The 25,541-nt window shown below is 72.7% G+C and carries 26 protein-coding genes; 18 read left to right on the top strand and 8 right to left on the bottom strand.

All coding sequences use genetic code 11. From position 1 onward, the window contains the following. Positions 1 to 127: 127 nt before the first annotated feature. On the bottom strand, positions 128 to 2,209 hold the full coding sequence (locus ACFV0O_RS01900; RefSeq protein WP_380334952.1) for a discoidin domain-containing protein: 2,082 nt from the start codon (positions 2,207 to 2,209) through the stop codon (positions 128 to 130). A 251-nt stretch (positions 2,210 to 2,460) separates the two neighbouring features. On the opposite strand from ACFV0O_RS01900, the gene ACFV0O_RS01895 reads away from it, so the two are divergent. After that, complete coding sequence (locus ACFV0O_RS01895) at positions 2,461 to 3,255, top strand: hypothetical protein (protein WP_380334949.1); 795 nt, start codon at positions 2,461 to 2,463, stop codon at positions 3,253 to 3,255. Between the two features lie 177 nt (positions 3,256 to 3,432). Here the strand turns inward: ACFV0O_RS01895 and ACFV0O_RS01890 are convergent, their stop codons facing one another. Beyond that, entirely contained in the window at positions 3,433 to 4,599 is a 1,167-nt protein-coding gene (locus ACFV0O_RS01890) for an alanine--tRNA ligase-related protein (RefSeq protein ID WP_380334946.1), read from the bottom strand. A gap of 455 nt (positions 4,600 to 5,054) precedes the next feature. Here ACFV0O_RS01890 and tgmA point away from each other — a divergent pair, with 455 nt between their 5' ends. Genes tgmA through tgmC form a run of 3 tightly spaced genes read left to right on the top strand, consistent with a single transcriptional unit; the run spans position 5,055 to position 7,425 of the window. Further along, on the top strand, positions 5,055 to 5,321 hold the full coding sequence (gene tgmA / locus ACFV0O_RS01885; protein WP_360261247.1) for a putative ATP-grasp-modified RiPP: 267 nt from the start codon (positions 5,055 to 5,057) through the stop codon (positions 5,319 to 5,321). Then, the gene (gene tgmB, locus ACFV0O_RS01880; RefSeq protein ID WP_380334942.1) at positions 5,321 to 6,286 is read left to right on the top strand and encodes an ATP-grasp ribosomal peptide maturase; all 966 of its coding nucleotides are present in this window, start codon (positions 5,321 to 5,323) and stop codon (positions 6,284 to 6,286) included. Before tgmA ends, tgmB begins: the two co-directional genes overlap by 1 nt. Beyond that, positions 6,283 to 7,425, top strand: a complete 1,143-nt coding sequence (tgmC, locus tag ACFV0O_RS01875) for an ATP-grasp peptide maturase system methyltransferase (protein ID WP_380334939.1) — start codon at positions 6,283 to 6,285, stop codon at positions 7,423 to 7,425. The genes tgmB and tgmC overlap by 4 nt, the downstream gene beginning before the upstream one ends. A gap of 74 nt (positions 7,426 to 7,499) precedes the next feature. On the opposite strand, the gene ACFV0O_RS01870 is transcribed toward tgmC, so the two are convergent. Then, complete coding sequence (locus tag ACFV0O_RS01870; protein ID WP_380334936.1) at positions 7,500 to 8,885, bottom strand: helix-turn-helix domain-containing protein; 1,386 nt, start codon at positions 8,883 to 8,885, stop codon at positions 7,500 to 7,502. A 360-nt stretch (positions 8,886 to 9,245) separates the two neighbouring features. Between ACFV0O_RS01870 and ACFV0O_RS01865 the strand changes: the two genes are divergently transcribed. Continuing rightward, positions 9,246 to 10,514 carry an Ig-like domain-containing protein gene (locus tag ACFV0O_RS01865; RefSeq protein WP_380334933.1) on the top strand — a complete coding sequence of 423 codons (1,269 nt, stop codon included), beginning with the start codon at positions 9,246 to 9,248 and terminating at the stop codon, positions 10,512 to 10,514. 71 nt (positions 10,515 to 10,585) lie between these two features. Here the strand turns inward: ACFV0O_RS01865 and ACFV0O_RS01860 are convergent, their stop codons facing one another. Beyond that, positions 10,586 to 11,077, bottom strand: coding sequence for a MarR family winged helix-turn-helix transcriptional regulator (locus ACFV0O_RS01860; RefSeq protein WP_380334930.1), 492 nt, complete (start codon positions 11,075 to 11,077; stop codon positions 10,586 to 10,588). Between the two features lie 118 nt (positions 11,078 to 11,195). Here ACFV0O_RS01860 and ACFV0O_RS01855 point away from each other — a divergent pair, with 118 nt between their 5' ends. From ACFV0O_RS01855 to ACFV0O_RS01835, 5 genes are all read left to right on the top strand, one after another. After that, the gene (locus ACFV0O_RS01855) at positions 11,196 to 11,588 is read left to right on the top strand and encodes a nuclear transport factor 2 family protein (RefSeq protein ID WP_380334927.1); all 393 of its coding nucleotides are present in this window, start codon (positions 11,196 to 11,198) and stop codon (positions 11,586 to 11,588) included. A gap of 76 nt (positions 11,589 to 11,664) precedes the next feature. Then, positions 11,665 to 12,396: a hypothetical protein gene (locus ACFV0O_RS01850; RefSeq protein ID WP_360266034.1), complete on the top strand. Its 732-nt coding sequence runs from the start codon at positions 11,665 to 11,667 to the stop codon at positions 12,394 to 12,396. A 630-nt stretch (positions 12,397 to 13,026) separates the two neighbouring features. After that, positions 13,027 to 13,632: a hypothetical protein gene (locus ACFV0O_RS01845; protein WP_380334925.1), complete on the top strand. Its 606-nt coding sequence runs from the start codon at positions 13,027 to 13,029 to the stop codon at positions 13,630 to 13,632. Between the two features lie 45 nt (positions 13,633 to 13,677). Continuing rightward, positions 13,678 to 14,481 carry a class I SAM-dependent methyltransferase gene (locus ACFV0O_RS01840; protein WP_380334923.1) on the top strand — a complete coding sequence of 268 codons (804 nt, stop codon included), beginning with the start codon at positions 13,678 to 13,680 and terminating at the stop codon, positions 14,479 to 14,481. Between the two features lie 360 nt (positions 14,482 to 14,841). After that, entirely contained in the window at positions 14,842 to 16,128 is a 1,287-nt protein-coding gene (locus tag ACFV0O_RS01835) for an MFS transporter (RefSeq protein ID WP_380334920.1), read from the top strand. A 180-nt stretch (positions 16,129 to 16,308) separates the two neighbouring features. Here the strand turns inward: ACFV0O_RS01835 and ACFV0O_RS01830 are convergent, their stop codons facing one another. Then, positions 16,309 to 16,935: an XRE family transcriptional regulator gene (locus ACFV0O_RS01830; protein WP_380334917.1), complete on the bottom strand. Its 627-nt coding sequence runs from the start codon at positions 16,933 to 16,935 to the stop codon at positions 16,309 to 16,311. Between the two features lie 263 nt (positions 16,936 to 17,198). Here ACFV0O_RS01830 and ACFV0O_RS01825 point away from each other — a divergent pair, with 263 nt between their 5' ends. The 5 genes from ACFV0O_RS01825 to ACFV0O_RS01805 all read left to right on the top strand — a co-directional run bounded on the left by ACFV0O_RS01825 (position 17,199) and on the right by ACFV0O_RS01805 (position 20,691). Further along, on the top strand, positions 17,199 to 17,804 hold the full coding sequence (locus tag ACFV0O_RS01825) for a CatB-related O-acetyltransferase (RefSeq protein ID WP_380334914.1): 606 nt from the start codon (positions 17,199 to 17,201) through the stop codon (positions 17,802 to 17,804). A 91-nt stretch (positions 17,805 to 17,895) separates the two neighbouring features. Further along, positions 17,896 to 18,306, top strand: a complete 411-nt coding sequence (locus ACFV0O_RS01820; RefSeq protein ID WP_380334911.1) for a PPOX class F420-dependent oxidoreductase — start codon at positions 17,896 to 17,898, stop codon at positions 18,304 to 18,306. Positions 18,307 to 18,433: 127 nt separating this feature from the next. Next, positions 18,434 to 18,604: a hydrophobic protein gene (locus ACFV0O_RS01815; protein WP_380334908.1), complete on the top strand. Its 171-nt coding sequence runs from the start codon at positions 18,434 to 18,436 to the stop codon at positions 18,602 to 18,604. 140 nt (positions 18,605 to 18,744) lie between these two features. Beyond that, positions 18,745 to 19,233 carry a hypothetical protein gene (locus ACFV0O_RS01810; RefSeq protein WP_380334906.1) on the top strand — a complete coding sequence of 163 codons (489 nt, stop codon included), beginning with the start codon at positions 18,745 to 18,747 and terminating at the stop codon, positions 19,231 to 19,233. 864 nt (positions 19,234 to 20,097) lie between these two features. Next, a complete protein-coding gene (locus ACFV0O_RS01805) occupies positions 20,098 to 20,691 on the top strand; it encodes an isochorismatase family protein (RefSeq protein WP_380334903.1) in 594 nt (197 codons plus the stop codon). A 192-nt stretch (positions 20,692 to 20,883) separates the two neighbouring features. Here the strand turns inward: ACFV0O_RS01805 and ACFV0O_RS01800 are convergent, their stop codons facing one another. Continuing rightward, positions 20,884 to 21,297 (bottom strand): MarR family winged helix-turn-helix transcriptional regulator, encoded by a 414-nt coding sequence (locus ACFV0O_RS01800; RefSeq protein ID WP_380334900.1) that lies wholly within the window; start codon positions 21,295 to 21,297, stop codon positions 20,884 to 20,886. Between the two features lie 281 nt (positions 21,298 to 21,578). Beyond that, positions 21,579 to 22,421 (bottom strand): NAD(P)H-binding protein, encoded by an 843-nt coding sequence (locus tag ACFV0O_RS01795; protein WP_380334897.1) that lies wholly within the window; start codon positions 22,419 to 22,421, stop codon positions 21,579 to 21,581. Between the two features lie 105 nt (positions 22,422 to 22,526). Between ACFV0O_RS01795 and ACFV0O_RS01790 the strand changes: the two genes are divergently transcribed. The 3 genes from ACFV0O_RS01790 to ACFV0O_RS01780 all read left to right on the top strand — a co-directional run bounded on the left by ACFV0O_RS01790 (position 22,527) and on the right by ACFV0O_RS01780 (position 24,484). Beyond that, complete coding sequence (locus ACFV0O_RS01790) at positions 22,527 to 23,084, top strand: MarR family winged helix-turn-helix transcriptional regulator (RefSeq protein WP_380334894.1); 558 nt, start codon at positions 22,527 to 22,529, stop codon at positions 23,082 to 23,084. A gap of 183 nt (positions 23,085 to 23,267) precedes the next feature. Continuing rightward, complete coding sequence (locus tag ACFV0O_RS01785) at positions 23,268 to 24,002, top strand: hypothetical protein (protein WP_380334892.1); 735 nt, start codon at positions 23,268 to 23,270, stop codon at positions 24,000 to 24,002. Positions 24,003 to 24,109: 107 nt separating this feature from the next. Beyond that, the gene (locus ACFV0O_RS01780; protein ID WP_360266067.1) at positions 24,110 to 24,484 is read left to right on the top strand and encodes a hypothetical protein; all 375 of its coding nucleotides are present in this window, start codon (positions 24,110 to 24,112) and stop codon (positions 24,482 to 24,484) included. 91 nt (positions 24,485 to 24,575) lie between these two features. Here the strand turns inward: ACFV0O_RS01780 and ACFV0O_RS01775 are convergent, their stop codons facing one another. Continuing rightward, positions 24,576 to 25,433: a patatin-like phospholipase family protein gene (locus ACFV0O_RS01775; RefSeq protein WP_380334889.1), complete on the bottom strand. Its 858-nt coding sequence runs from the start codon at positions 25,431 to 25,433 to the stop codon at positions 24,576 to 24,578. Positions 25,434 to 25,541: the final 108 nt, after the last annotated feature.

Raw genomic sequence — 25,541 nt, 5'->3', positions numbered from 1 at the left:
CGGGCGCGCGCGGGCCCCGCGCCCCCCCCACACCGGGCGCCCCCCCCGCGCCCCCCACCCCCCCCCGCGCCCCCCCCCCCCCCCCCCCCCCCCCCCCCACGACCGGAAGGACCGGAAGGACCGGGCCTCAGGTGCTGTACACGCCGACCTCGTGCAGCGAGTAGCCCCACTGGGTGCCGCGTTGCACCCCGTGGACGCGGACGTAGCGGGCCGGGACGCCGGCGAACCGGGCGGTGTCGAGGCCGCCGTCCCCGGTGGTGGTGGACCAGACCGACTGCCACGTGTTCCCGTCGGTGGAGACCTCGATCCGGTACGCCCGCCCGTAGGCGCGTTCCCAGTCCAGGGTGACGCGCCCGACCAGGGTGGTGGAGCCGAGGTCGATGCGGAGCCACTGGTCGTCGCTCCACTCGCTGGCCCAGCGGGTCCCCGGGTCGCCGTCCACGGCCCGCCCGGGCGCGTAGCTGACGAACGGGTTCCACCACTCGGTGGTGCTGGCCGTGGCCGGCCGGCCTGCGGCAAGGTCGACCGTGGCGTGGTGCCGTTCGGAGGCGCCCCAGGTGGTGAGGTACGACTCGGCGCCGCGGAAGAGGTCGTCCATGACGCCCTGCCCGCCCACCTGCCGGATGTCCTCCAGCCAGTCCGGGACCAGGCCGTAGTGCGCGGCACCGTCCGTGTTGATGTCCCAGGTGCGAGCGCCGGTGGTCTGGCGGTCGATGAGGGACCCGCCGTCCTGGCTGCGGAACGGGTAGTGCACCGGGTTGGGGGTGTTCGCGCCGCGCGGGCCGGGCCAGCCGCCGACGCCGTTCATGTCGGTGCCGTAGCCGTACCCGACGTGGTACTTGTCGCGCAGGGCTTCGGTGCGCTTGGCCTCCGCGCTGAACCCCTCGGCTCCGTTCATGTACTGGGCGACGAAGCCGCCGAGCTTGTAGACCCGCTCGATCCAGTCGAGGTCCATCCAGCTGTGCGAGGAGATCACGCCCGGGTAGGACTCGGACTCCAGGATGTCGAAGGAGCGGGCGGCCGCCTTGACGCTCATGTGGTCGACTTCGAGCATCATCTTGCGTTGCATCAGTCCGCGCACCGCGTACTCGCCGAGGTCGGTGAGCCCGCGGCTGTTGCACTGCGCGTCGCCGGTGTAGGCGGGCACGGCCACCCCCGCCGGGAGTTGCTTCTGCGCCTCGGGTGCCGGGGCGAGGCCGATGGGGTTGTCGTGTTGCGGCCCGGCGCACGTCTCGGTCTTCCAGAAGGTGCCGGTGGAGAGGAACTGGCCGACGTTGATGGCCGTCCCGAGCGCGCCCTCGTCGAAGCGCACCCCGCAGAGCGCGTTGTCGAACTTGTGGCAGAGGAACATGCTGCGCACGCCGAGCCCGTAGAGCTCGTCGAGGCCTCGGTCGATGTCGGCCTTGCTGCACTGGGCGACGTCGAGGATCTGCTTGCAGCCGAACGGCTCGGAGGTCTCCACCCCGAGGACGACGGCCAGTTTGCCCTGTTCGACGACCTGGCGGGCCTGTGCGCTGTCGGTGACGATCCGGAACCAGCCCTTGCCCGGGCCGCCGTACATCGTGTCGATGTAGGCCTGCAGTTCGTAGGTCTTCTGTGCCTGGAGCCGGATGGAGGTCATCTCGTCGCAGCTGCGGTCCTTGAAGAAGTAGACCGAGCAGATCACCCCGTTGGTGACGAGGTCGTTGACGAGGACCCGCTGGCCGCCGCGCCAGGCGCGTTCGATCCAGGCGTAGTAGTTCTGCTGGTGGGTGAGCGAGTCGTGGGCCGGCCAGTCCTTGAAGGTCGGCCAGCCGACCGGGTCGTGCTTGCCGTCGCCGCCCTTGGTGAGGAAGTCGAAGATGGCGAGCGAGCCGTCGGGGTAGTGCTCGGGGCAGTCCTTCAGCGCGTCGGCGATCCCGGCTTCGGAGAAGGACTTGCCGCAGATGAGCCTGCCGCCGAAGGCCTCGTTGGCCATGATGTGGTCGTGCGCGTCGACGAAGCCGCGGACCTTGCCCTGGGCGTCGGTCCCGCGGAACGGCTCGCCGGTGACGCCGATCTGCGAGTCGGGGGCGGGCCGTGCGGTCGGGGTCCACCAGTCCGTCCCGGCCGTGTCACCGGACGCGGCGGGTGCGGCGGGTGCCGGGGCGGCGAGCACCACGGCGGCCAGGGTGAGGAGCGCGGCCAGAAGTGCGATGAATCCGTGCCTGTTGCGCAGGAGTTGGTGCATGGTCACCACCCGTGTCCGAGGTGAGGGGTGGCGCGGCCGCCGGGCGCTGGGAACCGTCCGGGGCGCGGGGACCGACCCGTCCGGGCCGGCTGTCATGGACCGCGCACTCGGTGTGACGAGAATCGCCACTGTTGGACTTTTAGTCAATAGCCGTGCGCGGACTCGGGCTCCGGCGACCACCGCGCGGGCGCGGGCCCGGGGCACCGGAAAACCGGGTACGAGCCCGGCGGCACCCGTGCTGTACTGGGCACATGGGGGTTGACGACGGGCGCACGGGAGTCCACGACGAGCGCGCACGAGCCGACGGGCGCACGCGAGCCGACGAGCGCGCGCGAGCCGTCGACGGGCGGATGCGGCTGCGGGTGACGAGCCATCCGGTCGCCGGCACCACCGGATCCGGGCTCAGCCGGATCCTGAGCACCGGCCCCATGCTCCGCAACACCTTCGTCCTCCCGCCCGACCGCCAGGTCGGGTACCTCAACGCGAGCCGCGCCGATCTCCTGCGCCTCGGCGCCCTGTTCCGCGTCGCCGCGACGAGCCCGCACAGCGCGGTCCACGTCCCCGTCCCGCCGGGCGGCCGGCCGACGTCCTCCCTCGGTGGCGAGAGCCGTCCGCTGCCGATGCTGCTGGCCCGCGAGGACACGGGACTTCGGCCCTCCGACTGGCCGGACCTGCGGCGCGCGATGCGCCGCGCCTCGACGCCCCTGACGGTGACGGCCCCGGCGGCACGGCCTCCCGAGCGGCCGGACGACGTCCGGCGCCGGGCCGACCGCCACCCCGCCCGCTTCGCCGAGCACGCCGCGACGATCGTCATCACCGCCCGCGCCGAACTGCTGTTCTGGATCGGCGACTGGCTCACCGACGTCGGCGACGGCGTCGCCCGGGACGGCCACGTCCACCGGCACGGCGAGAGCTTCCTCGGCGACATCGTCGGGTTCTTCGACCCCGAGGGCACGAACCGGCCCATGCACGCGTTCTGTGTGGTCGCCGTCGAGCCGATCTTCCACCGGGCCCGCTGGCGGCGGCAGCGGACGCCCGCGGGCTGACCGGGGACGACGGAGGACGGCCGCGCCGGAGGCCGGGGCCGGGTCCAGGTCCGGGGCCGGAACGCACGCGCCGGTCCGGCGGCGAGCCCGTGCGTCCCCGGACCCGTCCGGGCCCGGGGACGCGACCCGAGGAGAGCGCCCCGGGCAGAGCAAGCCGAGCAGACCGCCCCGGGACCGTCACCCCGTCCGCAGGTCCAGCACGAGGTCGCGGGGCAGGCCGTGGGTGTCGTGGAGGTAGTGCAGGTCGTCCTCGGTCAGCGGGCCGCGGAAGCGGGGGCGGGAGAGCACCCGGCGGCCACGCTCCAGGAGGCGGACGAACCGCTGCTCCTCGTCGAGCAGGACCCGGCGCACGGTCTCCGGGTCGACGTCCTGGCGGAAGCGGTCGAGGGTGTGGCCGACCAACTCGACCGGCAGGTCGCCGAGTCCGCGTCGCGGGTCGTCCCGGTGGAGCACGGTGAGCACCCGGCGCACCAGGCGGCGCAGCACGTAGCCGCGGCCGGTGTTGGAGGGGCGGACGCCGTCGCCGATGACGACGACGGCCGAGCGCAGGTGGTCGCAGACCAGCCGCAGGGACGGTTCGTCCAGCTGCCACAGGGGCGGGACGAGGCGGCGCCAGGGGTCGAAGACGTCGCACTCGAAGACCGACGACCGGCCCTGCAGCAGCGAGGAGAGCCGTTCCAGGCCGAGGCCGGTGTCGATGTTGCGCTGGGGCAGCGGGACGAGCGTGCCGTCGTCGAGGCGCCGGTGGCGCATCATCACGTGGTTCCACACCTCCACCCAGCGGTCGTCCCGGGTGGGTGTCGACTGCGGCGGGGTGTCGCCGGTCCACAGGAAGATCTCCGAGTCCGGGCCGCACGGGCCGGTCGGCCCGTTGGACCACCAGTTGTCCTCGACGGTGAGTTCGACCGGCACGCCGCGGTCCTGCCACAGCTCCAGCGAGCCGGTGTCCGGGCCGACCCGGTCGTCGCCGCCGAAGACGGTGACGTGGAGCCGGCCGGGGTCGATGCCGAACCCGTCGGTGAGCAGCCCGTAACCCCAGTCGAGGCTCTGCGGGCCCTCGTAGTCGCCGAGGGACCAGGTGCCGAGCATCTCGAAGACGGTCAGGTGGGTGCGGTCGCCGACCTCGTCGAGGTCCGTGGTGCGCAGGCAGCGCTGGACGTTGACCAGCCGCCGGCCGAGCGGGTGCGGGCGGCCCTCCAGGTAGGGCGTGAGGGGGTGCATGCCGGAGGTGGTGAACAGCACCGGGTCGCCGGGCGGGGGCAGCAGGGTCGAGCCCGTGATCCGGCGGTGGCCACGGTACTCGAAGTACTCGATGAAGGTGCGGACGAGCTGGTCGGTGTTCATGGGGTGGCTCCTTCGCGTGTGCCGGGGGGAGGCACCGGACGACGGGCCACGCGGTCATCGGAGCCGAGGGCGGAAACGCCTCGGGGCCACCAGCGGCGGACCGTGTCCGGTCGCCGTGGGGAGGGGTACGTCAGGCGGCGGCAACCGGCGAGCTGGTCGCTCGCGCGGTGGCGGTGATCGGGCCGGTGACGTTCATGACGCCGAGGGTAACGCGGCCGGCGCCCCGGCGGCATCCGGTTTTCCGCGCGAACGCCCGGACGCCCGGACGCCCGGACGCCCACAGCCCCGTCGCCGCGCTGACACGCCAACGCACCGACGCACCGACGCGCCGACGCACCGACGGCCGCACCCCGCCCTGGACAGGCCGGGCCGGCCGGGGTGGGATGACACGACTCGGCCATCGGGCCGGGCTGTTGATCCTGTCAGCACCGCCACGGAATGGAGGCGCAGCACAGATGACGACCGCACCGTGGGGCACGACCCGGATGGGTCCGTACCCCGAGTCCGGCTCGATCCCCGCCGTCACGCCCGTGATCGACCCCGACACCCAGATCGCCGTGTTCGTGGACGAGCACGGGCGCAGGGTCGAGTCGGGTACGCACGGCACCAGCACCAGCGGGCTCACGCCGACGAGCACGCAGCCCGGCGACGGGGCCGGCCCGGGCGGGGCCACCGATGCCGACAGCACCGAGTCCTACGACCAGGACCAGAGCTCCGGCTGATGGACGACCGGTGCGGGTCGGTGCTGGTGCTGACCAATCCCCTCGACGTGACGGCGGATGCGGTCCTGCGGGTGCTCGCGGAGCGCCGGGTCCCGGTGGTCCGCCTCGATCCCGGCGCCGACCTGCACACGGGTGCCTCGCTGACCGCCGCGTACCGCACGGGCGGGCAGCGGGGCGCCCTGCGCACCGCCAGCCGGGTCCTCGACCTCGGCGCGGTCCGGTCGGTGTGGGTGCGCCGGGCCTCGCCCTACGAGGGCCCGTCCGAACTGGACGGGCAGGACCGCAGGTTCGCCGCCTCGCAGGCCCTGTGGGGTGCGGGCGGCATCCTCGCCTCGCTCCCCGGCGCGCACTACGTGAACCACCCGTGGGCCAACCGCGCCGCCGAGCACAAGCCGGCGCAGCTCGCGGCCGCGCAGCGCTGCGGGTTCCCGGTCCCCGACACGGTGATCACCAACGACCCGCGCGAGGCGCGGGAGTTCGTGGCGGCCCAGGCCACCGGGGCGGTGTACAAGCCGCTGTGGAACACCCCGTACGCGGTCGACGGGCGGCCGCACGCCGTGTGGGTGCGCGAGGTCGAACCGGCCGAGATCACCGACGCCGTGGCCGCGTGCCCGCACCTCTTCCAGGCGCGGGTGCCGAAGGCGTTCGACGCCCGGGTGACCGCCGTCGGCGACCGCCTGTTCGGCGTGCGGATCGACAGCCCCGACCTGGACTGGCGGCGCCGCCAGGACCGGATGGCGTGCACGCCGATCGACGTACCCGAGTCGGTCGCACGCTCGGTCGCCGCCTACCTCGGACGGCTCCGTCTGGTCTACGGCGCGTTCGACTTCGCCGTGACCGGCTCGGGCGCCTGGTACTTCCTTGAATGCAACCCGAACGGCCAGTGGGCCTGGCAGCCGGCCGCGACCACCGACGCGATCGCCCGGGCCCTCGCCGACCAGTTAGAGAAAGGTCCCGATTCGTGAGCACATCGGCCCAGCTCCGCGACGCCCTGGTGGACGGGTTCACCGGGGGCGACGGGATCCCCGATCCGGCGTGGGAGCGTGCGGCCCGGGCGGTCCGCCGGGAGCTGTTCGCGCGGTCCTTCTTCCTGCCGGTCCCGGGGAGCAGCCCGAGCGCCTACCGGCCGGTCGTGGAGGGCGATCCCGGCTGGCTGGAGCACGTCTACGCGGACGAAACGCTGATCACCCAGCTCGACGGGCGGATCCGCCCGGCCGACGTGGCCGGGGGCACCGCGACCGGCTCGCCCTCGTCGTCCTCCACCCTGCCGTCCCTCGTGCTGCGCATGTGGCAGCAGCTCGGCGCCGAGGCCGGGCACCGGGTCCTGGAGATCGGCACCGGCACCGGCTACTCGACCGCCCTCGGCGCGCACCGGCTCGGGGACGCCGCTCTCACCAGTATCGAGTACGACCCGGAGGTGGGCGCCGCCGCCGCCACCGCCGTCCAGGCGGCCGGGTACTCCCCCCGGCTGATCATCGGCGACGGACTGCTCGGCGACCCCGACGGCGGCGCGTACGACCGGCTCATCGCCACCTGCTCGGTCCGCTACCTCCCGCCGCCGTGGCTGCACCAGGTGAAGCCCGGCGGCGTCATCCTGGCCACGCTGTCCGGGTGGGGGTTCGGGTTCGGGCTGGCCCGGCTGGTCGTCACGGCGCCCGGCGAGGCCTCGGGGCGGTTCCTGCCCGGCTACACCAGCTTCATGATCGCCCGCCCGCACGACCGTCCGCCCCGCCAGAGCCTGTCGCTGCTCCCCGGGGACGAGCGCCCGACCCGGATCGACCCCGAGGTCATCGGCACCTGGACCGGGAGCTGGGTCTGCCAGCTCGCGGCGCCCTCCGCCGAACGGATGGGGGCCGGCGGGCACCAGGTCCTCTCCGACGTGGCGACCGGGTCGCAGGCCAGGACCGCGCCCGACGCCGGCGGCGGATGGACCGTCGTGCAGCGCGGCCCGCTCCGCCTGTGGGACCGGGTCGAGGAGGCCGTCGAGGCCTGGCAGCGCGCGGGCGAGCCGCACCAGGACGGGTTCGGCATCACGGTCACGGGGGCCGGACAGCGGGTCTGGATCGGAACGGAGGACGGGCCGGGCTGGAACCTGCCGATCTGAACCGGTGAGGCCGTCACTGCCGGCGCCCCGTCACCGGCGGAGCCCCGTCACGGATCCCCATCACCGCCGGACCGTCAGTGCTGGTACGGGCTCGGCTCCCAGGCGTGCCCGCCGATCGGGTAGACGTACAGCGGCCGGCCCTTCACCGCGCTGGTGCGGAACGGCACGCCGTGGCCGAGGTCGACGGGCAGCGTCCCCTTGCGGTTGCCGCTGGACCACTCCAGCTCCAGGTACCAGCTGACGTCGTGGGAGGTGGTCTCGGCGGAGACCTCGATGACCTCCGGATCGCTCGCGCTCACCTTGACCGGCAGGCCGTGGCTTTCCCGGGTCACGACCGGGCGGGGGCGGGCCGCGTCCAGGTCGAGGTCGTAGGAGAGCTTGTCGACCCCACCGCCGCAGCCCTCGCCCATGGAGTAGGCGTTCCAGGCGAGCGGGGCCGAGACCCGGGTGACCCGGACGTTGAGGGCCGTCAGCACCACGGTGTCGCTGCCGGTGCCCTGCACGGTGAGCTCGATCGACTGGTAGTGGCCGGGGACCGCACCGACCTGGGCGGCCCAGCGCGGGACGTCCACGATCGCGGGCGGCCTGGGGACCTCGGACGGCGGGCGGTTCACCACGTACTGGTCGCACGCGGTGTCCCAGCCGGACGGGGTCACCGTGACGGTGATGGGGGCACTCGGGGTGGGGTCCGCCCCGCCGGTCGGCCCCGACGGGCCGGCTCCCGCACCGGTGGAGTCGGAGGCGGAGGCCGAGTCGGACGCAGCGGCGGAGGCAGTGCCACTGGACGGGGACGGCGGCGGGCTCTGGACACCGGGGGCCGGGGAACCGGCGGCCGGCCCGGCGCCTGCCGACCGGACGACGGCGGGATCGGAGTCGCCGCCCGGGTGCGCCCTCAGCTTGGTGACGACGGCCCCGAGGGTGGCGAGCACCACGATGGCCGTCACCGCGGCGATGGCGCCCCGGCGCCGGGCGCGCCGCCGCGGCGGCACCACGGGGGCGGAGGCGGCGGTGGTCTCGGCCCCGGCGGCGGCGCCCGCATCCCGGGTCCCGTCCGCGTCCCGCGTCCCGCCCGCGTCCCGTGTCCCGCCCGGGTCCGGGGTCGCCGCGGCCTCCGGGGTCGCCCCGCTCGCCGGGCTCGCTTCGTCTGCCGGGCTCGCTTCCGTCTCCGGCGTCAGCGGCCGCGCCTTCGCTTCGGCGAGGGGCGGTGGCTTCCTGCTCCCCCGCGCCGCCTGGGCGATCACCCACAGCCGGTACAGCTCGACGAGTTCCTGCGGGGTCGCCCGGCACAGCCGCGCGAGCTGGTCCAGCGGGGCGAACTCCGTCGGCGTCACATCGCCGTTGCAGTAGCGGTGGAGCGTCGACGTGCTCAGGTGCAGCCGCTTCGCCAGCGCACCGTAACTGAGCCCCGACCGGCTCTTCAGCTCCTGCAGCAGCAGCGCGAGCTCACTCGTCTCCTTCAACTCCCCGACCCCTCTTGCTCTGTTCCTTCGACCCGCTCGTCGATCCCGCAGCGATCGCGCCCGCGGTGACCATGCCCTCGCACGCCCCGGCACGCCCCGGCACGCCCCGGCAGAGAAGCACGCCGCACACCGCCCCGCGGTTCCCCCTCCCCCGGTTCGCGCGGGGAGGACGGGCCCTTCCCGGGGCGCCTCCCGCGCCGGTCACTCCGTTCCTCCGTCCCACGGGCGCGTCCCAGGAAGGTTACGTCTTCCCAGCTCACAGCGGGTATCGGCGTCCCCGCGTCCCTGATCGCGGGCCGTTCGTTGCGGCTGGGACGAAGCGGCGGACAAGCTTTCGGCGAACACCGAGAGGGAGCAACTGTGAGGACTGTTCGGGCGGCCCGGGCCGCGATACGCACCACCGACCGTTTCCACCGCGGGGCGGTGGCGCTGACGATGGGCGGGATCCTGCTCATGACCGCGGCCTGCGGCGACGACCAGGGGAAGGCCGCCGACGCGGCGGGGACAGCGGGCGCCGCCGTCTCCGGCGGGCCGTCGGCCGCCGGTGGCGGTGCCGGTGCCGGTGCCGGTGCGGCGAGGACGTCGGCCGCCGTGCTGGACGTCCAGCCGAAGGACGGGGCCCAGGGCGTCGCACCGAACGCGCTGCAGGTGTCCGTCGCCCACGGCAAGCTGACCGCGGTCGACGTGACCGACAAGGACGGCAGGTCCGTCCAGGGCGCGATCACCCCGGACGGCGCCGGCTGGAAGCCCGCCGCCGCGCTCGCCCCCGGCACGGCGTACACGGTGAACGCCCAGGCGAAGGACACCGACGGACTCGTGGCCGCCGCCACCACCGCCTTCACCACGCTCACGCCCGACCGGAAGGTGTCCACCAACGACAACATCGGCGACGGCCAGACCTACGGCGTGGGCATGATCGTCAAGGTGGACTTCAGCGGGAAGGTCGTCAACAAGGAGGCCGTCGCCAAGGCCATCACCTTCGAGACGGACAACGGCACCGAGGTGAAGGGCCACTGGTTCGGCGACGACCGGCTGGACTTCCGCCCGGCCGAGTACTGGAAGCCGGGCACCAAGGTCACCATCCACTACCGGCTGAAGAACGTCGAGGTGTCCCCCGGCGTCTGGGGCGACGTCGACAAGGACGAGCCGTTCACCATCGGCCGCTCCCAGGTCTCCACCGCGGACGCCGCCGCGCACCAGCTCACGATCGTCCGGGACGGCAGGTCCACCACCGTGCCCGCGACCCTCGGGGACGACAAGCACCCGTCGTGGGGCGGCACCATGGTGATCATGTCCAAGGAGAAGGTCACCCACATGAACTCCCAGACGGTCGGCCTCGGCAGCGAGTACGACATCCCCGCCGTCCCGCACGCGATGCGGCTGACCAGGAGCGGCACCTACCTCCACGGCAACTACTGGTACAAGGGCGACCCGTTCGGCAAGGCCAACACCAGCCACGGCTGCGTCGCGCTCAAGGACGTGGAGGGCGGCAGCGACACCTCCGTCGCGGGGTCGTTCTACAACAGTTCGCTGATCGGCGACGTCGTCACGGTCGTGAACACCAAGGAGAAGACCGTCTCCCCCGACAACGGGCTCGGCGGGTGGAACCTCCCCTGGGCCAACTGGTAGGCCCGTCCCGGGCCTCCCGGGCCGGGAGGCCCATCTCGGCTGCCTCGACCGCCTCGACCGGCCGGTGACGGTCAGTCACGTCCGGTGGCGGAGGTGCCCTCGTCCCCGGAGGCCCCCTCGTCCCCGAAGGGCCCCTCGTCGACGAAGCGGCGCAGGAGGCGGGCGAAGTCGCGGGCGTCGGCCTCCGGCCAGGCGGCGAGCGAGTCCTCGATGCCGGTGGCGAGCCGCTGCCTGGTGGCCCCGATGACGGCGCGGCCGTCGTCGGTGAGGGCGAGCAGGGTCGCGCGGCCGTCGGCCGGGTCGGGCCGGCGCTGCAGCAGGCCGGCTCGTTCGAGGCGGTCGGCGCGGCGGGTGACGGTGGTGCGGTCGAGCCCGATCTCGCGGCCGAGGTCGGCGGCGCTGCAGGATCCGGTGCGGGCCAGGCCGCTGAGGACCGGGTAGGTGAGGTCGTCGACCGCCTCCCCCAGCCCGTCGGTCAGGGTGGTGTAGAGGTGGGCCCGGGTGCTGCGCCGCAGGAGCAGTCCGAGGGCGTCGGCGATGTCGTGTCCCGTCGAGTTCTTCACCCCTCCAGATTAGCGTGCACCAAGCACGCTTCTTCTGTATAGTCATAAGCGTGCTTCAGGCACGCATCTCGACACGGTCCACCGCGGGCCCGGCCCGCACGCGAACGAAGGAATCCCCGTGAACCACACCGACATCCGCGCCGCCCTGACCGACCTGCTGCTCACCCCCGGGCTCGACCTCGACGAGGCCGCCGACCGGCACTTCGCCCCCGACTACCGCCAGCGCACCGACGGCGAGTGGGCCGACCGCACCGAGTTCCTCGACCACATCGCCCACCTGCGCACCGTCGTCGCCGACGGCTCCGTCGAGGTCCACGACGAACTCTCCGACGGCGACCGCTACGCCGACCGCCACACCATGACCATCCTCAAGACCGACGGATCCACCGTCCGCATCGAGGTCTACCTCTTCGCCGAGTTCGCCCCCGACGGCCGCTTCCGCCGCATCGAGGAGACCACCCTCATGCTCGAAGGCGCCGACGGCGACCGGAACCTCGGCAGCGCCCGCTGACCCGGCGCGTACCCCGGCACCCCGGCACCGAAAATTGGGTGTCGCCAATCCGTTCGAGACTGGTAGCGTCCTGGACGTGGCAAAGCTGAACCAGATCATCGCCGTTGAAAAGGGCGTCAAGTCCAAGTCCTTCCAGGAGCTGACGCAGGCCCACCAGGACCTGCAGAAGCCCGCGCTGCTGGCCGGCATCTCCCGGACCTACCAGCCCAAGGACGAGGAGGGCGAGCAGCTGCCGGCGGAGTCGACGCGGGTCCAGCTGAAGGCCGAGGACATCCTGCAGTCCACCGCGCGCACGCTGACCCGACTGTTCGACGTGACGGCCACCAAGGACTGGGCCAACATCGGAGCCAGTGCGGACGTGGTGGTGGACGGTCAGGTGCTCCTCCCCCGAGTGCCGGTCCCGTACCTGCTCTTCCTGGAGAAGCAACTCACCGACCTCTTCACCTTCGTGAAGAAGCTCCCGGTCCTGGACGCCTCCGAGTCCTGGAACCTGGACCCGTCCACGGACTCCTGGAAGACGGAGCCGGTGCGCACCATCCGGACCAAGAAGGTGCCGCGCAACCACGTCAAGGCCGAGGCCACCGAGAAGCACCCGGCCCAGGTCGAGGTCTACTACGAGGACGTCCCGGTCGGCTACTGGACCACGGTCAAGTTCTCCGGATCGCTGCCCGCCCGCCGGGTGAACGAGCTCGCCGAGCGCGTGGAAAAGCTCCAGCAGGCGGTCAAGTTCGCCCGCGAGGAGGCCAATGCGGTCGAGGTCACCGACCAGCGCGTGGGCGACGCCGTCTTCGGCTACCTGTTCCGGTAGCCCCATGATCGCCCGCCCGGGGAGCCGGGCGGGTGCGCCGAGCTCGTGCAGGACCTCGCCCCGCTGAACGGGGCGGGTACGCTGCGCGGCACGGCGCGAAAAGCTGACACTGATGTTGAAGCTGACCAGGGGTCACAGTGGAGGTTCGATTCCTCCCCCCGGCACCACCGGCCGGGGTAGCCCAAGCAGGCAGAGGCAGGCCCCGTGAATCTCAGACTCTCGCTCCAGTCTCAGCATTCGCCGCCGAACACCGGATCGACCGGGTGCGGACGAATATCGACGAATGCAGGTTCAAGTCCTGTCTGTGCCGCTCCGTGGCACGGTAGTTCAAAGGTAGAACGCGTCGGTTTCAACCTGATCCGCGACCCTTAAACGTGCCGGTGTGCGCAATTGGGCGGCACACAGGGGCCCGGGAGCAGGCTACGCTCCCGGGTCCTCTTTTCCTTTCCCCACTTGGTCACTCCTCCGACCGTCCCCTCCCTGCGGCCCGACTCCCCCGGACGATCCGACGGTTACCCGTGCCCCGCCGCCGCCCCTACCGTCGGGGAGTCACCCGCGGGTCGCTGTCGCCTGGTCGGGCCGGCTTCGGGAGGCGGGCGCCCGGGCCGGCGCCGCAGAGAGGCGTGCACCGTGTCCGCGGCCGCGAACTTCCGTACGGCGAAGCAACTGACGGGCGGCCGGGTGCTGCTGTGGTCACTGCTCGGCCGGCTGCCGAACGCGATGACCCCGATCGGCACGCTGCTGCTGGTCAGCCGCAACACCGGCAGCGTGTGGTCCGGTTCGCCGGTCGCCGGGGCGCTGGCGGGCGGTCAGGCCCTCGGCGGCCCGGTCCTCGGACGGATCGCCGACCGGCACGGGCAGCGGACGGTGGGCCTGGCCGCCGCCCTCGTCAACGCGGCCGCCCTGATCACACTCGTCGTCGTGTCCGAGCGCGGGCTCCCCCTCGGCTGGCAGGTCGTGCCCGCCGCCCGGCTCGGCGAGGCGATGGCCGCACTGGTCAGCGCACTGATCCTGGCGCAGGCCGCGGGCACCTTCCTCGCCGGCTGGGCCGCCGGCCACGTCGCCCCGGGCACCGTCCCCTTCGCCGCCCCCTTCGCCGTCACCACCGGGGCCGCCGCGACCGCCTTCGCCCTCGCCGCCTGCACCGCCACCGAACGCCGCTACCGCCGTCGCGACGACCCGACCCACGCCCCCGCTCCCCGGGCCGGCCGGGCGGCCCGGGTGGGCGGAGGGTGAAACGGGTCGGAGGACGAGTTCACGGAGTCGGAGGAGAGTGGAGGGGTGGATTCCTCCCCCGGCGGCCGGTTCGCCTCGACGGTGCCGTACTACGCGAAGTACCGGCCCGCGTACGACCAGCACTTGTTCGCGCTGCTCCGCCGACGCTTCTCGCTCGACGGCACCCAGCGCGTGCTGGACCTCGGGGCCGGCAGCGGAGCCCTCACGCTGCCGCTGGCCCCCCTCCTGCGCGAGGTGATCGCCGTCGATCCCGAGCCCGCGATGATCGCCGAGGGCCGACGGCTCGCCGCCCGGGCGGGCGTGAACGGCGTCAGCTGGCGGCTCGGCGACTCCGACACGCTCCTGGCGCTGGACGTGGGGCCGGTACTGCTCACGGTGATGGGCGCCTCCTTCCACTGGACGGACCGCGAACGGCTGCTGCGGGACCTGGACACCCTGATCGAGCCCGGAGGCGCGGTGGTGCTGGCGACCTGCGGAGCCCGGCACGACGACCTCGAACCGCCGGACTGGCTGCCCGTGGTCGAGGAGGTGCGCCGCCGCCGTACGGACCAGGACCGCCCGCCCGGCTCCGGGCCGGCCGGGTATCCCGACGTGCACCACCGCGACGTCCTGCTCCGCTCGCCGTTCTCCCGGATCGAGGAGAGCCACTGGGACCGGACCGTCAGCCGGAGCGCGGAACAGGTCATCGGACTTCAACTCTCCTACAGCTTCACCAGCCCGGCCGCGCTCGGCGCCGGTCGCGCGGCCTTCGAGGACGACCTCCGCCGGGCACTGACCGCCTTCCGACCCGGCGGCGGTCAGTTCGACGAACGTGTCCGCACGGAGGTCGTCATCGCCACCAGACCGTAGCGGCAGCGGCGGTGGCGGTGCCGGCACCGGCACCGCTCTCCTCATCTGGTCCGCTCGTAACAGGCACCCCGCGAGGGAAGCACCACTACGCACAACCGGGCGTGCCGTGCGCAGATTCCCGTTTTCGCTGTGACATTCCCCCACCGCCGGGCGTCTTCTCACGATGGCTCCCACCTGGGCATACTCCACGCCTGCCTCGTCCCAGGACACCACAGTGCGGGGGCCGTTGGGCGTGCCGCTCAGTCTCTCGACGAGCAGTTCGCCCCTCGTGATCCTCGCACCGGAGTCGTGTGGCACGCCGCCTCCACATGCACGTCCCTGAACCCGGGACGACACGATCGACAGACCATGGAGTACAGGGTGAGTCAAGCCCCCGCCACGTCAACCGACAGCACTCCCGGGCGATTCGGCGACGCGCGCCGATCCTGGCCGGTACGGCGAGGGCTGCTGCTGGAGTCCGGGCCCCAGCGGAAGCTGGCCCTCGCCGGATTCGTCAACCAGCTCGGCACCGCGGCCTTCCTGGCAACCGTGCCGCTGTACGCCCATCAGGTGATCCAGCTGTCCATCGGGCAGGTCGGCCTCGGCCTCGGTGCCGCGGGAGTGGTCGGGCTGATCGCCGGGATCCCGGTAGGGCATCTGGCCGACCGCCGCGGCCCGCGGGACATCTTCGTGATCACTCTGCTGATCCAGACACTGTCCATGTTGTCGCTGCTGTTCGCCCACTCGTTCCTGGCGTTCACGCTGGCCGTGGCCGTGACGGACCTCGCCGGCTCGTCCGGTGGTGCGGCTCGTGGCCCGTTGATCCGCCGCTTCGGCGGTGACGAGGTGCCGAAGTTCCGCTCCTACCTGCGATCGGTGGCCATGCTCGCCGGCACGTTCGGCGCGATGGCGGCCGGTGCGGTGGTGCAGATCGACAGCGACTTCGCCTACCGCGTCCTCATCCTCGGCAACGCGCTGACGTTCGTCGGCAGTGCCGCTGTCCTGGTCGGGCTGCCCAGGCTCGACCCCCTGGCGTCCCCGCGCGAGGAAGGCCGGTGGATCGCGCTCAAGGACAAGCCGTACATGGCGTTCGTCGTGCTCGACGGCATCATGTGGATCCACAACGAGGTGCTGTCGTTCGCCCTGCCGCTGTGGGTGGTCCTGCACACGGACGCACCGCGGTGGTTCGTCGGTCCGGCGATCGCCGTCAACACCGTGATGGTGGTGTTCCTGCAGATCCGGACCAGTCGCGGGGTCAAGGGTGGCCCGGCCGCCGGCCGGGCCACCCGCCGCGCCGGGTTGGCGTTCATGATCGGCATGGCGGTCATCGCAACAGCCTCCGGAGTACCCGGCTGTGCCGCCGTGGCCATCATGACGGCCGGCGTCGCCGTTCACACCGTGGGCTCGCTGTGGCATGCGGCCGGATCGCTGGAACTGCGGTTCCGGCTGGCTCCCGCACACGCCCAGGGCCAGTACTCCGGAGTGTTCGGCATGGGCATGGGCCTGTGCTACACCGTCGCACCGAGCCTGCTGGGCCTGCTCTGCGTGTCCTGGGGGACGCCCGGCTGGCTCGTGATGGGCGGCGTGTTCGTCGCAGCCGGCCTCGCCATGCCCTACGTGATCCAGTGGGCCGGCCGCAGCCGGGAGATCGCGGACACCGCCGACTGAGCTGCCCCGGACCTGGTCACCCCTCGATCCGATCGCCCACGCCGCCCGCTGACATCGACTACCGCACATCGTCTTCGAGCAGGAACAGGGATGACTCTCGATCGGGGAGACAGGGCCCTCGTGCCACATCAGGCGCTCGGAACAGCGCCGACGCCGCATCGTGGTGCCGCCGCCCGTCAGCTACTGCGTACTGCCGTCGTCGAGTCCGGCAATGACTCTGACGTCCGCTTCGGACATGCCCAGGACCTTGGCGATCTCCTGGGTGAGCAGGGGCTCCGGGTTGTGTCTTCCGATGCGAAGCATCTGGATGGTGGGCGCCGACCGTCCGGTTTCCATTGCCATCGCCCGGACCGGGATCCCGCGCAGGTCCATCAACCCGGTGAGCACTCTTGCGAACGGGTGCGGCTCCAGCCGCCCGGCCGGGGCGACGGCAGGACCGAGGACCACGTCGCCGATCTTGGCCTGGAATCGGATCAGTCGGTCACCCGAGAATCCGACCTTCGCGACGAAAGGCAGGCTCTCGCCGCCGCCGGAACCGACCGTGCCCGGCACCGATACTTCGGTGAACGTCGAAGGGTAGCCGTGGTGGTCACTGTCGATCTCCAGGGGAAGGCCCGGTTCGACGTGGCTGACCTGCCAGTCGCGGTTCCACCAGGGAAGTTCCTGCAGCACCTCGTTGAAGAAGGGGGGCAGCACAGTGAGATCCACCGGGTCCGGAGGGTTCTTCTGACCGCCCCAGAGAATTCCGGGCCAGTACGTCAGTGCCGCGATCACGTGCACCGTCAGCGTGCGGTTGGCAATCTCCATGCCCACACTCTCCCACCAGTCGACAGAGCAACCTCCCGCTACCAGGCGAACGTTGTCCGAGGCGACACCAGCCGGACAGGGCCCGGCCGAACCGGTGCCGACCGAACCGGTCCCGGCCGAACGGGTCCGCCGTCCCACGCCGTGCGCGCACGGGGCGACCCGCGAAGGCTGCGATCATGGACGCGTCGTCCACGCCGTCGCACGTGAACCGGATTGGTGCTGCCGTGAGTTCTGTCCCGCCGGACCCTTCGACGCTCCACCCGATGCCGGAACAACCGCGTGTCGTCCTCCTGAAGCCGCTGGTGACGTCCCCCCTGATCGAGGTCGGCGAGTACTCCTACTACGACGATCCGGACGGTGCGACCGACTTCGAGACGCGGAACGTGCTGTACCACTACGGCCCGGAGAAGCTCGTCATCGGGAAGTACTGCGCGCTGGGGACCGGGGTCCGGTTCCTCATGAACGGCGCCAACCACCGGATGGACGGCCCGTCGACCTTCCCGTTCCCGATCATGGGCGGGGGCTGGGCCGAACACCTCGACCTCCTCGCCGGCCTCCCCGGCCGCGGAGACACGGTGGTCGGCAACGACGTCTGGATCGGCTACGGCGCCATGGTGATGCCCGGAGTCCGCATCGGCCACGGCGCCATCGTCGCGTCCGGAGCCGTCGTCGTCGACGACGTCCCCGACTACGGCATCGTCGGCGGCAACCCGGCCCGGCTCATCCGCACCCGCTACAGCGCGCCCGACGTCGCCCGCCTGCTCGCCCTGGCCTGGTGGGACTGGCCGGCCGAACACCTCACCCGGCACGTTCGCACCGTCATGTCCGGCACCGTCGAGGAGTTGGAAGCCGCCGCGCCCGCCGGGTGACGGGCCCGGGAATCCGACCGGCCCCGACTCGGCGTGTTGCGTCCCCGACGGCCTTGACCTCAAGCGCACTTGAGTTCCTAGGCTCGACCGCATGATCTTCACCGAGAAGGAACGCGAGTACCTCACCGCCCAGCTGCTGGCCCGGCTGGCCACCACCGGCCCCGACGGCCGTCCACAGGTCCGCCCGGTCGGCTTCCGGCTCAACGCCGACGGCACCATCGACATCGGCGGACCCGCCATGGCCCGCAGCCGCAAGTACCGCAACGTGCAGGCCAACCCCGACGTCTCCGTGCTGGTGGACGACCTGGCCCCGGCCGACGACCCGGTCGCGGGCGGGTGGGGGCGCGGCGTCGAGATCAGGGGCCGGGCCGAGACGCTGACGGTCGACGTGCCGCCGGTGGCGCCCGACCGCTTCAGCAACGACATCGTCCGCGTCCACCCCCGCCGGGTCATCACCTGGAACCTGGAGGCGCTGGGGAGCACCGCCCGCAACGTCGACTGACACGGGGAACGGGAGTCGCGAGACGGCAGACGGCAGACGGCAGACGGGAAATCCGGGGGAATACCCGTCCGGAGTCGGGGCAGGCGAATGACGTCCACAACCGTCACCGACCGGGAGGTCGATCACCGTGGTTCCGCTGCTCCTCGTTCTCCTTCTGGCCCTGGTCCTTTTCGGTGCGGGATTCGCCGTCAAGATCCTGTGGTGGGCCGCCGTCCTCGTCCTGGTGATCTGGCTGCTGGGATTCATCGCACGCGGTTCCGGCACCTCCGGAAACCGCGGCCGCTGGTACCGCTGGTGATCCCCGGACAACGGGAATTCCGGAGCGGTACGCGTTCCGCAAGAAAGCACCACGGAGGAACGCGTACCGCCCGGATCCGGTCGATCCGGAACCGACGAAGCGGGCGCGCCCGCGGACGGAACGAAGGGAAAAAGGTCGCCATGAACCCCCTGCACAGGACGCCTCACCCGGCCGCCGTGGAAGCCCTCCGGGCGCGGGCCCACGAGGCGGTCGCCGGCCCCGCCGCGGCCACGGCGGACGGCCTGTGGCGCACCGCCAGGTCCGTCACGGCCCGACTGGGCCGGACCCGTCCGGGCCACGCCGCGACGCACCGCACGCGGCCCCGGGCGGCTGCGGCCGACGGCCACCGCCGACGGGTGGCCCTACGGACCGCGGCCGCCGCCCGGGACCGGCTGACGGACTCCGCGCACGGCGCCCGCGCGGCCGTACGCACGGTCCGGCACTCCGTGCGGACGGCCGCGCGCCGGAACCGGGGCCGCACGCACACCGCGTTCACCACGCCGACCGCGCTCGCGATCCCGACCGCAGAGGCCTCGACGGCTGCGAAGGCCGCCCGGATCGGCGCAGCGGTGGCCGCACTGACGGCAGGCGTCGTCGGGATGTTCCTGGCACGCCGGCGACGGGGCTGACATTCCCGCCGCACCGAGCCGGGGAAGCCGCCGAATTCCCCGGAGGAACTCCCCGGAGGAATCCGACGGACCGGTGGGTGCCCCCTGAGCGTTGTCGGAAAGCTCGACGACCACCAGCCGCGGCACCGCCGGGCGGGCCTCGCACTCGCGGTCCTCTACACGTTCATCGACGATCAGGGCACATTCACGGCGGCCCTGATCACCTAGTGCGGATTCCTGTCGCTCTTCCCGATGCTGCTGCTCCTGGTCGCGACACTCGGATTCGCGCTTCACGACGGTCCACAGCTGCAGCAGCGGCCGGTCCTGCATTCCGCCCTCGGCCGGTTCCCGGTGATCGGCGACCGGATCGAGCACAGCATCCACTCCTTTCACGGCAGCGGATTCGCGCTCGCCGTCGGCATCACGGGCAGTCTCTACGGCGCGCCGGGAGCCGCGCAGGCGCTCCAGAACGCTTTCAACCACTACGCCAGCCACGAACTGTGCGGCACCACGGCCACGTACGGGCTGTTTCGGCGTGGTGCTCGGCCTGATGGCCTGGGTCTACCTCGGCGCCCTCACCCTCGTGCTCTGCGCGGAGAGTGCGGCGGTGCGCACCCGCCGACTGTGGCCGGGCGGCATCACGGCGCCCTTCACCGACGACGGCGCGCCGTGCGGCGCGGACCGGCGGGCCTACGCCTCCTGCGCCACCGCGGCCGCCCACGAGCCGTGCGAGGAGATCACCGGCGACCTCCACAAGCCCCCCGCCGCCCCGGCAGGACGCCTACGGCCCGGCGGCCGAGTGAACCCGGCAGCCCGAACGCGACCGCCCCGTCACCGACGGGGCACGGATCAGGTCCACAAGTCTCCTCCGGAAAGGACTGCGCCATGCACCGCGCACTGATCGTCGTCGACGTGCAGAAGGACTTCTGCGAGGGCGGCAGCGTCCCGGTCAGGGGTGGGGCCGACCGGGCCCGCGCCATCGCCGACCTCGCCGGCCGCACCGCCGGCACCACGTACTCCCACATCGTCGCCACCCGCGACCACCACATCGACCCCGGCGGCCACTTCTCCGACCACCCGGACTTCCGCGACTCCTTCCCGGTGCACTGCGTCGTCGGCAGCGACGGCGGCGAGTTCCACCCCCACTTCGCCCCCACCGCCCAGTCCGGCACCGTCGACGAGGTCTTCTACAAGGGCGCGCGATCCGCCTCCAAGAGCGGCTTCGAAGGCTTCACCGAGTCCGGCACCCCCCTCACCGACTGGCTGCGCGCCCGCGACGTCACCCACGTCGACGTCGTCGGCATCGCCACCGACCACTGCGTCAAGGCGACGGCCCTCGACGGCACCCGCGCCGGCTTCACCGTCCGCGTCCTGCTCGACTACACCGCAGGCGTCGCCCCCGACACCACCGCCGACGCCCTCGACGAACTCCGCCGAGCCGGGGTCCACCTCACCGGCCACCCCGTCGTCCTGACCTGACCCGCACAGCACGGCCTTCGCGCACAGCACCCCGGCCCGGCCGCCGCGGCAACGGCACCGGGCACAGCTGGAGACGTGCAGCCGGTCCGGCTGCCGCAGTCGACGGTGGCGCCGACCCGGGGCGCCCACCCGGGGCGCCGACCCGGGGATAGCGATTCCGCTACCGCTGACGAGACCGCGGCCGGGGTGCAGTCATCGTTCTGCCCCGTTCTCCAGGTTGTAGGTCATCCGTTCCAGGACGGTGACGGCGAGCCGGTACTCCTCGCCGGTGATGCCGGCTGTCGACAACTCCCGGAAGGCGTCGACGCGTTCGCCGACCTCGGCGAGGCGGGCGCGGCCGTCGTCGGTCAGGGCGAGGCGGCCCGGCTCCGGGCGGATGGCCCAGCCGTCGGCGACGGCGGTCCCGATGGCCTCGGTCAGGGTGGTGACGTCGGCATTCGCGGCCAGGACGGTCAGCACGCCGGTGTCGGTGGCCTGCGGGTCGTCCCCGACGACGTTGAGGACCTGCCAGGCGGGTCGGGTGAGGCCGAACTCGGCCAACACGGTGTTCATGGAGGTGGTGAGGGCCTTGTCGGTGCGGTTGAGCCAGTATCCGATGGGCTTCACTTGGTGCTCCCGGGTGGGTCGGTGGTGCCGGGGTCGGGCGTTGCGGGTCGGCAGCCGCACGAGGGCGCGGCAGGCGAGAATGGCGACGGCGACCACGGCGAGGCTGTGGACGGCTGCGTTCGAGGAACCGCCGGGGTCGGGAAGTAGACGGTGGTGACGGCTGCGGCGCCGATGCAGTCGGCGAGCTGGGCGACGGCGGACAGGGAACCGCTGGCGCTGCCCGACTCCTTCGGGCCGACGCCGCCGCGGGTGACCTCGCCCGTGGCCCGGGCCCGTCCGGATCAGTGCCGGGTGAAGGCGGGGGCGTTCTCGCGGGCCCACTTCCGGTACGTGCGGGCGGGGCGGCGGAGGAGGGTGTCGGTGGTGTCGGCGATGGCCGCCGGACCGTGGTCGGCGGCCTCCCACAGGTCGAGCAGCGAGGAGACCACCGGTGCGGGCATGTAGGTGCCCATCTGCTGCTCGGCCTCGGCGCGGGTGATCCGCTCGACCGGGATCTCATGGCCGAGGGTGTCGGCGAGGACGGCGAGCTGCTCGCGGAAGCTGAGCGACTCGGGGCCGGTCAGCGTGACCGAGGAGCCGGTGAGGGAGGTGCCGGTCAGGGCCTCGACGGCGATGTCGGCGATGTCCTCGGGGTGGATGGGCGCGATGTGCGCGTCCGGGTAGGCGAGTTGGACCGGCATCGACCGGCCGATGGCGCGGGCCCAGCCGAGCGAGTTGCTGGCGAAGGCGTCCGGGCGCAGGAACGTGCGGGTGAGGCCGGAGGCGGCGAGGGCGCGCTCGACCTGGAGGCTGTGGTTGGCGAGCGGGTCGTTCTCGGCGTCGGGGCCGAGGACGGAGGACGAGGAGAGCAGGACGACGTGCTCGACGCCGGCGGCCTCGGCGGCCTCGGCCAGCTCGTGCACGCCGGTGGGCTGGGGGTAGAGGAAGACCTGGCGCACTCCGCGGAGCGCGGCCTCGAAGGTCTCGGGCCGGTCGAGGACAAGCCCGACGGTCTCGACGCCCGCCGGGACGGTCAGTTCGGCGAGGTTGGCGCTGGCAGCGCGGACGGTGCGGCCGGCGGAGTGCAGGCGGCCGATGACGGCCTGGCCGACCTTGCCGCGGGCGCCGGTGATGAGGATGGTCATGAGGGACTCCATTCGCTGCTTAACAACATATGCATGCTTACATGCACACGTTTGCGAGTCAACACATGCCTTCATGAGGTCATCCATACCTTGTACGATGGGGGCATGACGAAGCATGAGCCGAAGACGGCGAACGAGCTGCTGAACGCCGTAGGCCCGGCCTTCGGGAAGCTGCGACGCTCCTCGCTCCTGGACGTCGAGGACCCGATCTCCCAGAAGGACCTCAGTCGCACGCTGGTGCTCAGAATCGTCCTGGAGTCCGAGCAGAACGCCCCGGACAACGGGCAGGACAACGGGCGGGAGAACGGCCAGTCCGGGCAGTCCGGGCAGTCCGGCGCCAACGAGGTCACCGTCGGCGCGGTCGCGCGGCACCTGGGCGTGGACCCGTCGGTGGCCAGCCGCATGGTCTCCGACTGCATCTCGGCCGGCTACCTGATCCGCGCGGCCTCCCAGCAGGACGGCCGCCGCACCGTCCTCCGACTGAGCCCCGAAGGACGCGAGTTGATGGCCCGCTTCGGCCGCCACCAGCGCTCGGCCTTCGAGTACATCACCGCCGACTGGAGCGAGCGGGAACGCCTGGAGTTCGCCCGCCTCATGCTCAAGTACGTCGCCTCCCAGGACGCGCTCCGCCACCGACCCCCCGGCGAGAACCCCCCGCGCTGAGCGGCCGGGCCTTCGATCACGGCGGAACGTACGGGATTCGAACTCGCGAGCGGGTGCCCCGCAGCGGGCTCTCCGGCGGTCCGCCGCGCGCTGCCGATCGGCTGCTCCCGGGCGGCGGGCGAGCGGAACGACTGCCGGGGCCCACCGCTCGCGGCGGGCGCCGGGCCTGGTTGGATCCTCCGCATGACGGACTGGACGGAACTCAGCCACGCCTACGGCTCTGCCGAGGACATACCCGCCCTGCTCGCACGGATCGCGGCGGAGCTGGAGCCCGGGCTGTGGAGCGAACTGTGGTCCGCGCTCTGCCACCAGGGCAGTGTCTACTCGGCCAGCTTCGCCGCACTGCCCTGGCTGGCCGGCACGGCCGAGAGCGACGACCGGGAGCAGGCGGTGAACGCCCTCTGTCTTGCGGGTTCCATCGTGGCGGGTGCCGGGCAGTCGCACGGCGCGGATGACGTCCGGGCCCGGTACTCGGCGGAGATCGCGGCGCTGTCGGTGTCGGCGAACCGCCGTCTCCGGACCGCGGCCGACCAGGTCGAGTACGTCGACCTGCTGGCGTCCATGCTCGGCTTCGAGGGTGTCGAGGGCTGGGGCGAGGACCTGGCGTGGGGGCTCGGGGCCGAGGAGTTCCAGGTCTCCTGTCCCGGATGCGAAGCCGGGCTGTTCATCGCCCTCGGCGAAGGCGGGTTCTTCTGCAGCAGCGAGGACTACGCCCTGTCGGACGAGCCCGTCGAGAGCCGCCCGCTCCGGCCGGCGCGCCCTGCGGATCTGACGGGCCTCGGCGGTCGCCTCCACGGCATCGCGCTCGGCGACGGCCGGGACGAGGTCGCGCGTCTGCTGACCTACGTCTTCGGGGACGCGTCCTGCCCGGACTGCGGGAGCGGGTTCTCGGTCGCCGACCGGATCGGCGCCGGATAGTCCCGATCCCCGCGAGGTCCGGCGCGCGGTGCCGGTGTCGTGCCCGGCGGATAATGGCCGCGGGCCGGCGGCGCCGGCGGAACGGATCGAGGAGAGGCAGAGGACGGATGACCCTGGTGGAAGGCCTGCGTGTCAGGCTGGCCGAGGACCTCGGGATCGGTGAGGCGGTCGCCGGGGAACCCGGGGCCGTCGTCGGCTTCCTCTCGTTGGGGGCCGGGATCGAGGGCACCGTCGAGCGGGTGGACGGGGAACTCCCGGAGAGCCACGAGGTCCGCGAGTACCAGCGGCTCAAGGCACTGTTCGAGGACTACGGGCACACCATGCCGGTGGCGAGCCGGGAGCGGCTGGAAGCGGAGATCGCCGTGCTGGAGCCGCAGTGGGCCGCGTTCCGGGACCGGGGGAAGCTGGTGACGGTCCGGGTGCGGTGGGACAACGGCCTCGTCCTCGACGGCGCGCACCAGGACGTCCTGGTCCCGCTGTGACGGACGACGCCCCGGAGCAGTGACGGGCCCGGCACCGGGTCGGGCCCGGGCGCTCGGCCGGGTCGGGCACCCACGGCGGGTGGCCCGCCGTTCAGTCCCCGGTGCTGCGGCGTACCGGCCAGGTGCGGGCGACCGAGGCGGCGAGCGCCGTGCCCTGGCGGTGGCCGGCGCGGGCGGCGGCCGGGCGGCGGGCGTTGGCGGTCAGGTTGCGTCCCATGGCGCGGCGGGCGTCGGCGTCCGGCGCGATCAGAGTGGTGTGGGTGCCTGCGGCGCGCAGTTCCGCCGCCTGCTGGTGGGCACCGGGGTGCGGGCCGACGGCGGTGGGGATGGGCGTGACGGCGAGCACCTGGCGGTGGCCGGAGGCGAGTTGGAGGTTGCCGGTGGAGCGGGTACCGCCGTCGATCCAGCGCCGCCCGAGGGCTGCGGCGGGCGGCCAGACCAGCGGGACGGCACAGCTGGCGGCGACGGCGTCGGCGAGGTCGAGGCCGGAGTCGGCGTCGAAGGCTTCGACGGTGCCGGTCTCCGCGTCCACGGCGGTGATCCGTAGCGCGGCCGCGGGCCAGGCGGTGGCACCGTTCAGCAGGGTGCGCACGGTGTCGTGGAGGTCGTGGGCGGGGGTGGGACGCGCGGTCAGGGCGGCGCGGCCCAGGCGTCGGACGGAGCGTTCGGGGTCGCGGGTGGCGAGGGCCGCCCAGAGGAAGCGCAGGGTCTGTGCGGTGGTGACGCCCATGTCGACCCGGTCGAGGTCGGCCAGTTGACGTTCGTACAGGTCGCGGGCCGTTTCGCCGCTCACGAGCCGGGTGCCGAAGACGGCTCCGGCGGAGGTGCCGATGACGGTGTCGGCGGCGGTCAGGTCGATCCCGCCGTCGGCGAGGCCGGCGAGCACGCCGGTCAGCCACGCCCCGCCGACCGGTGCGCCGCCGCCCAGCACCAGTGCTGTCCCGTCCATGGTGTTCCTCTCCCCCAGCCGCCAGAAGTGGGGATTACTCCCCACTTCATTCTCGTGTGACGATACACCGCCGGAGGACGGCGCGGAACGGCCAAGGCGGCGTCAGAC

It is taken from the genome of Kitasatospora sp. NPDC059577, assembly GCF_042735475.1.
Classification (GTDB): domain Bacteria; phylum Actinomycetota; class Actinomycetes; order Streptomycetales; family Streptomycetaceae; genus Kitasatospora.
This window is presented reverse-complemented; position numbering and strand designations above follow the sequence as displayed.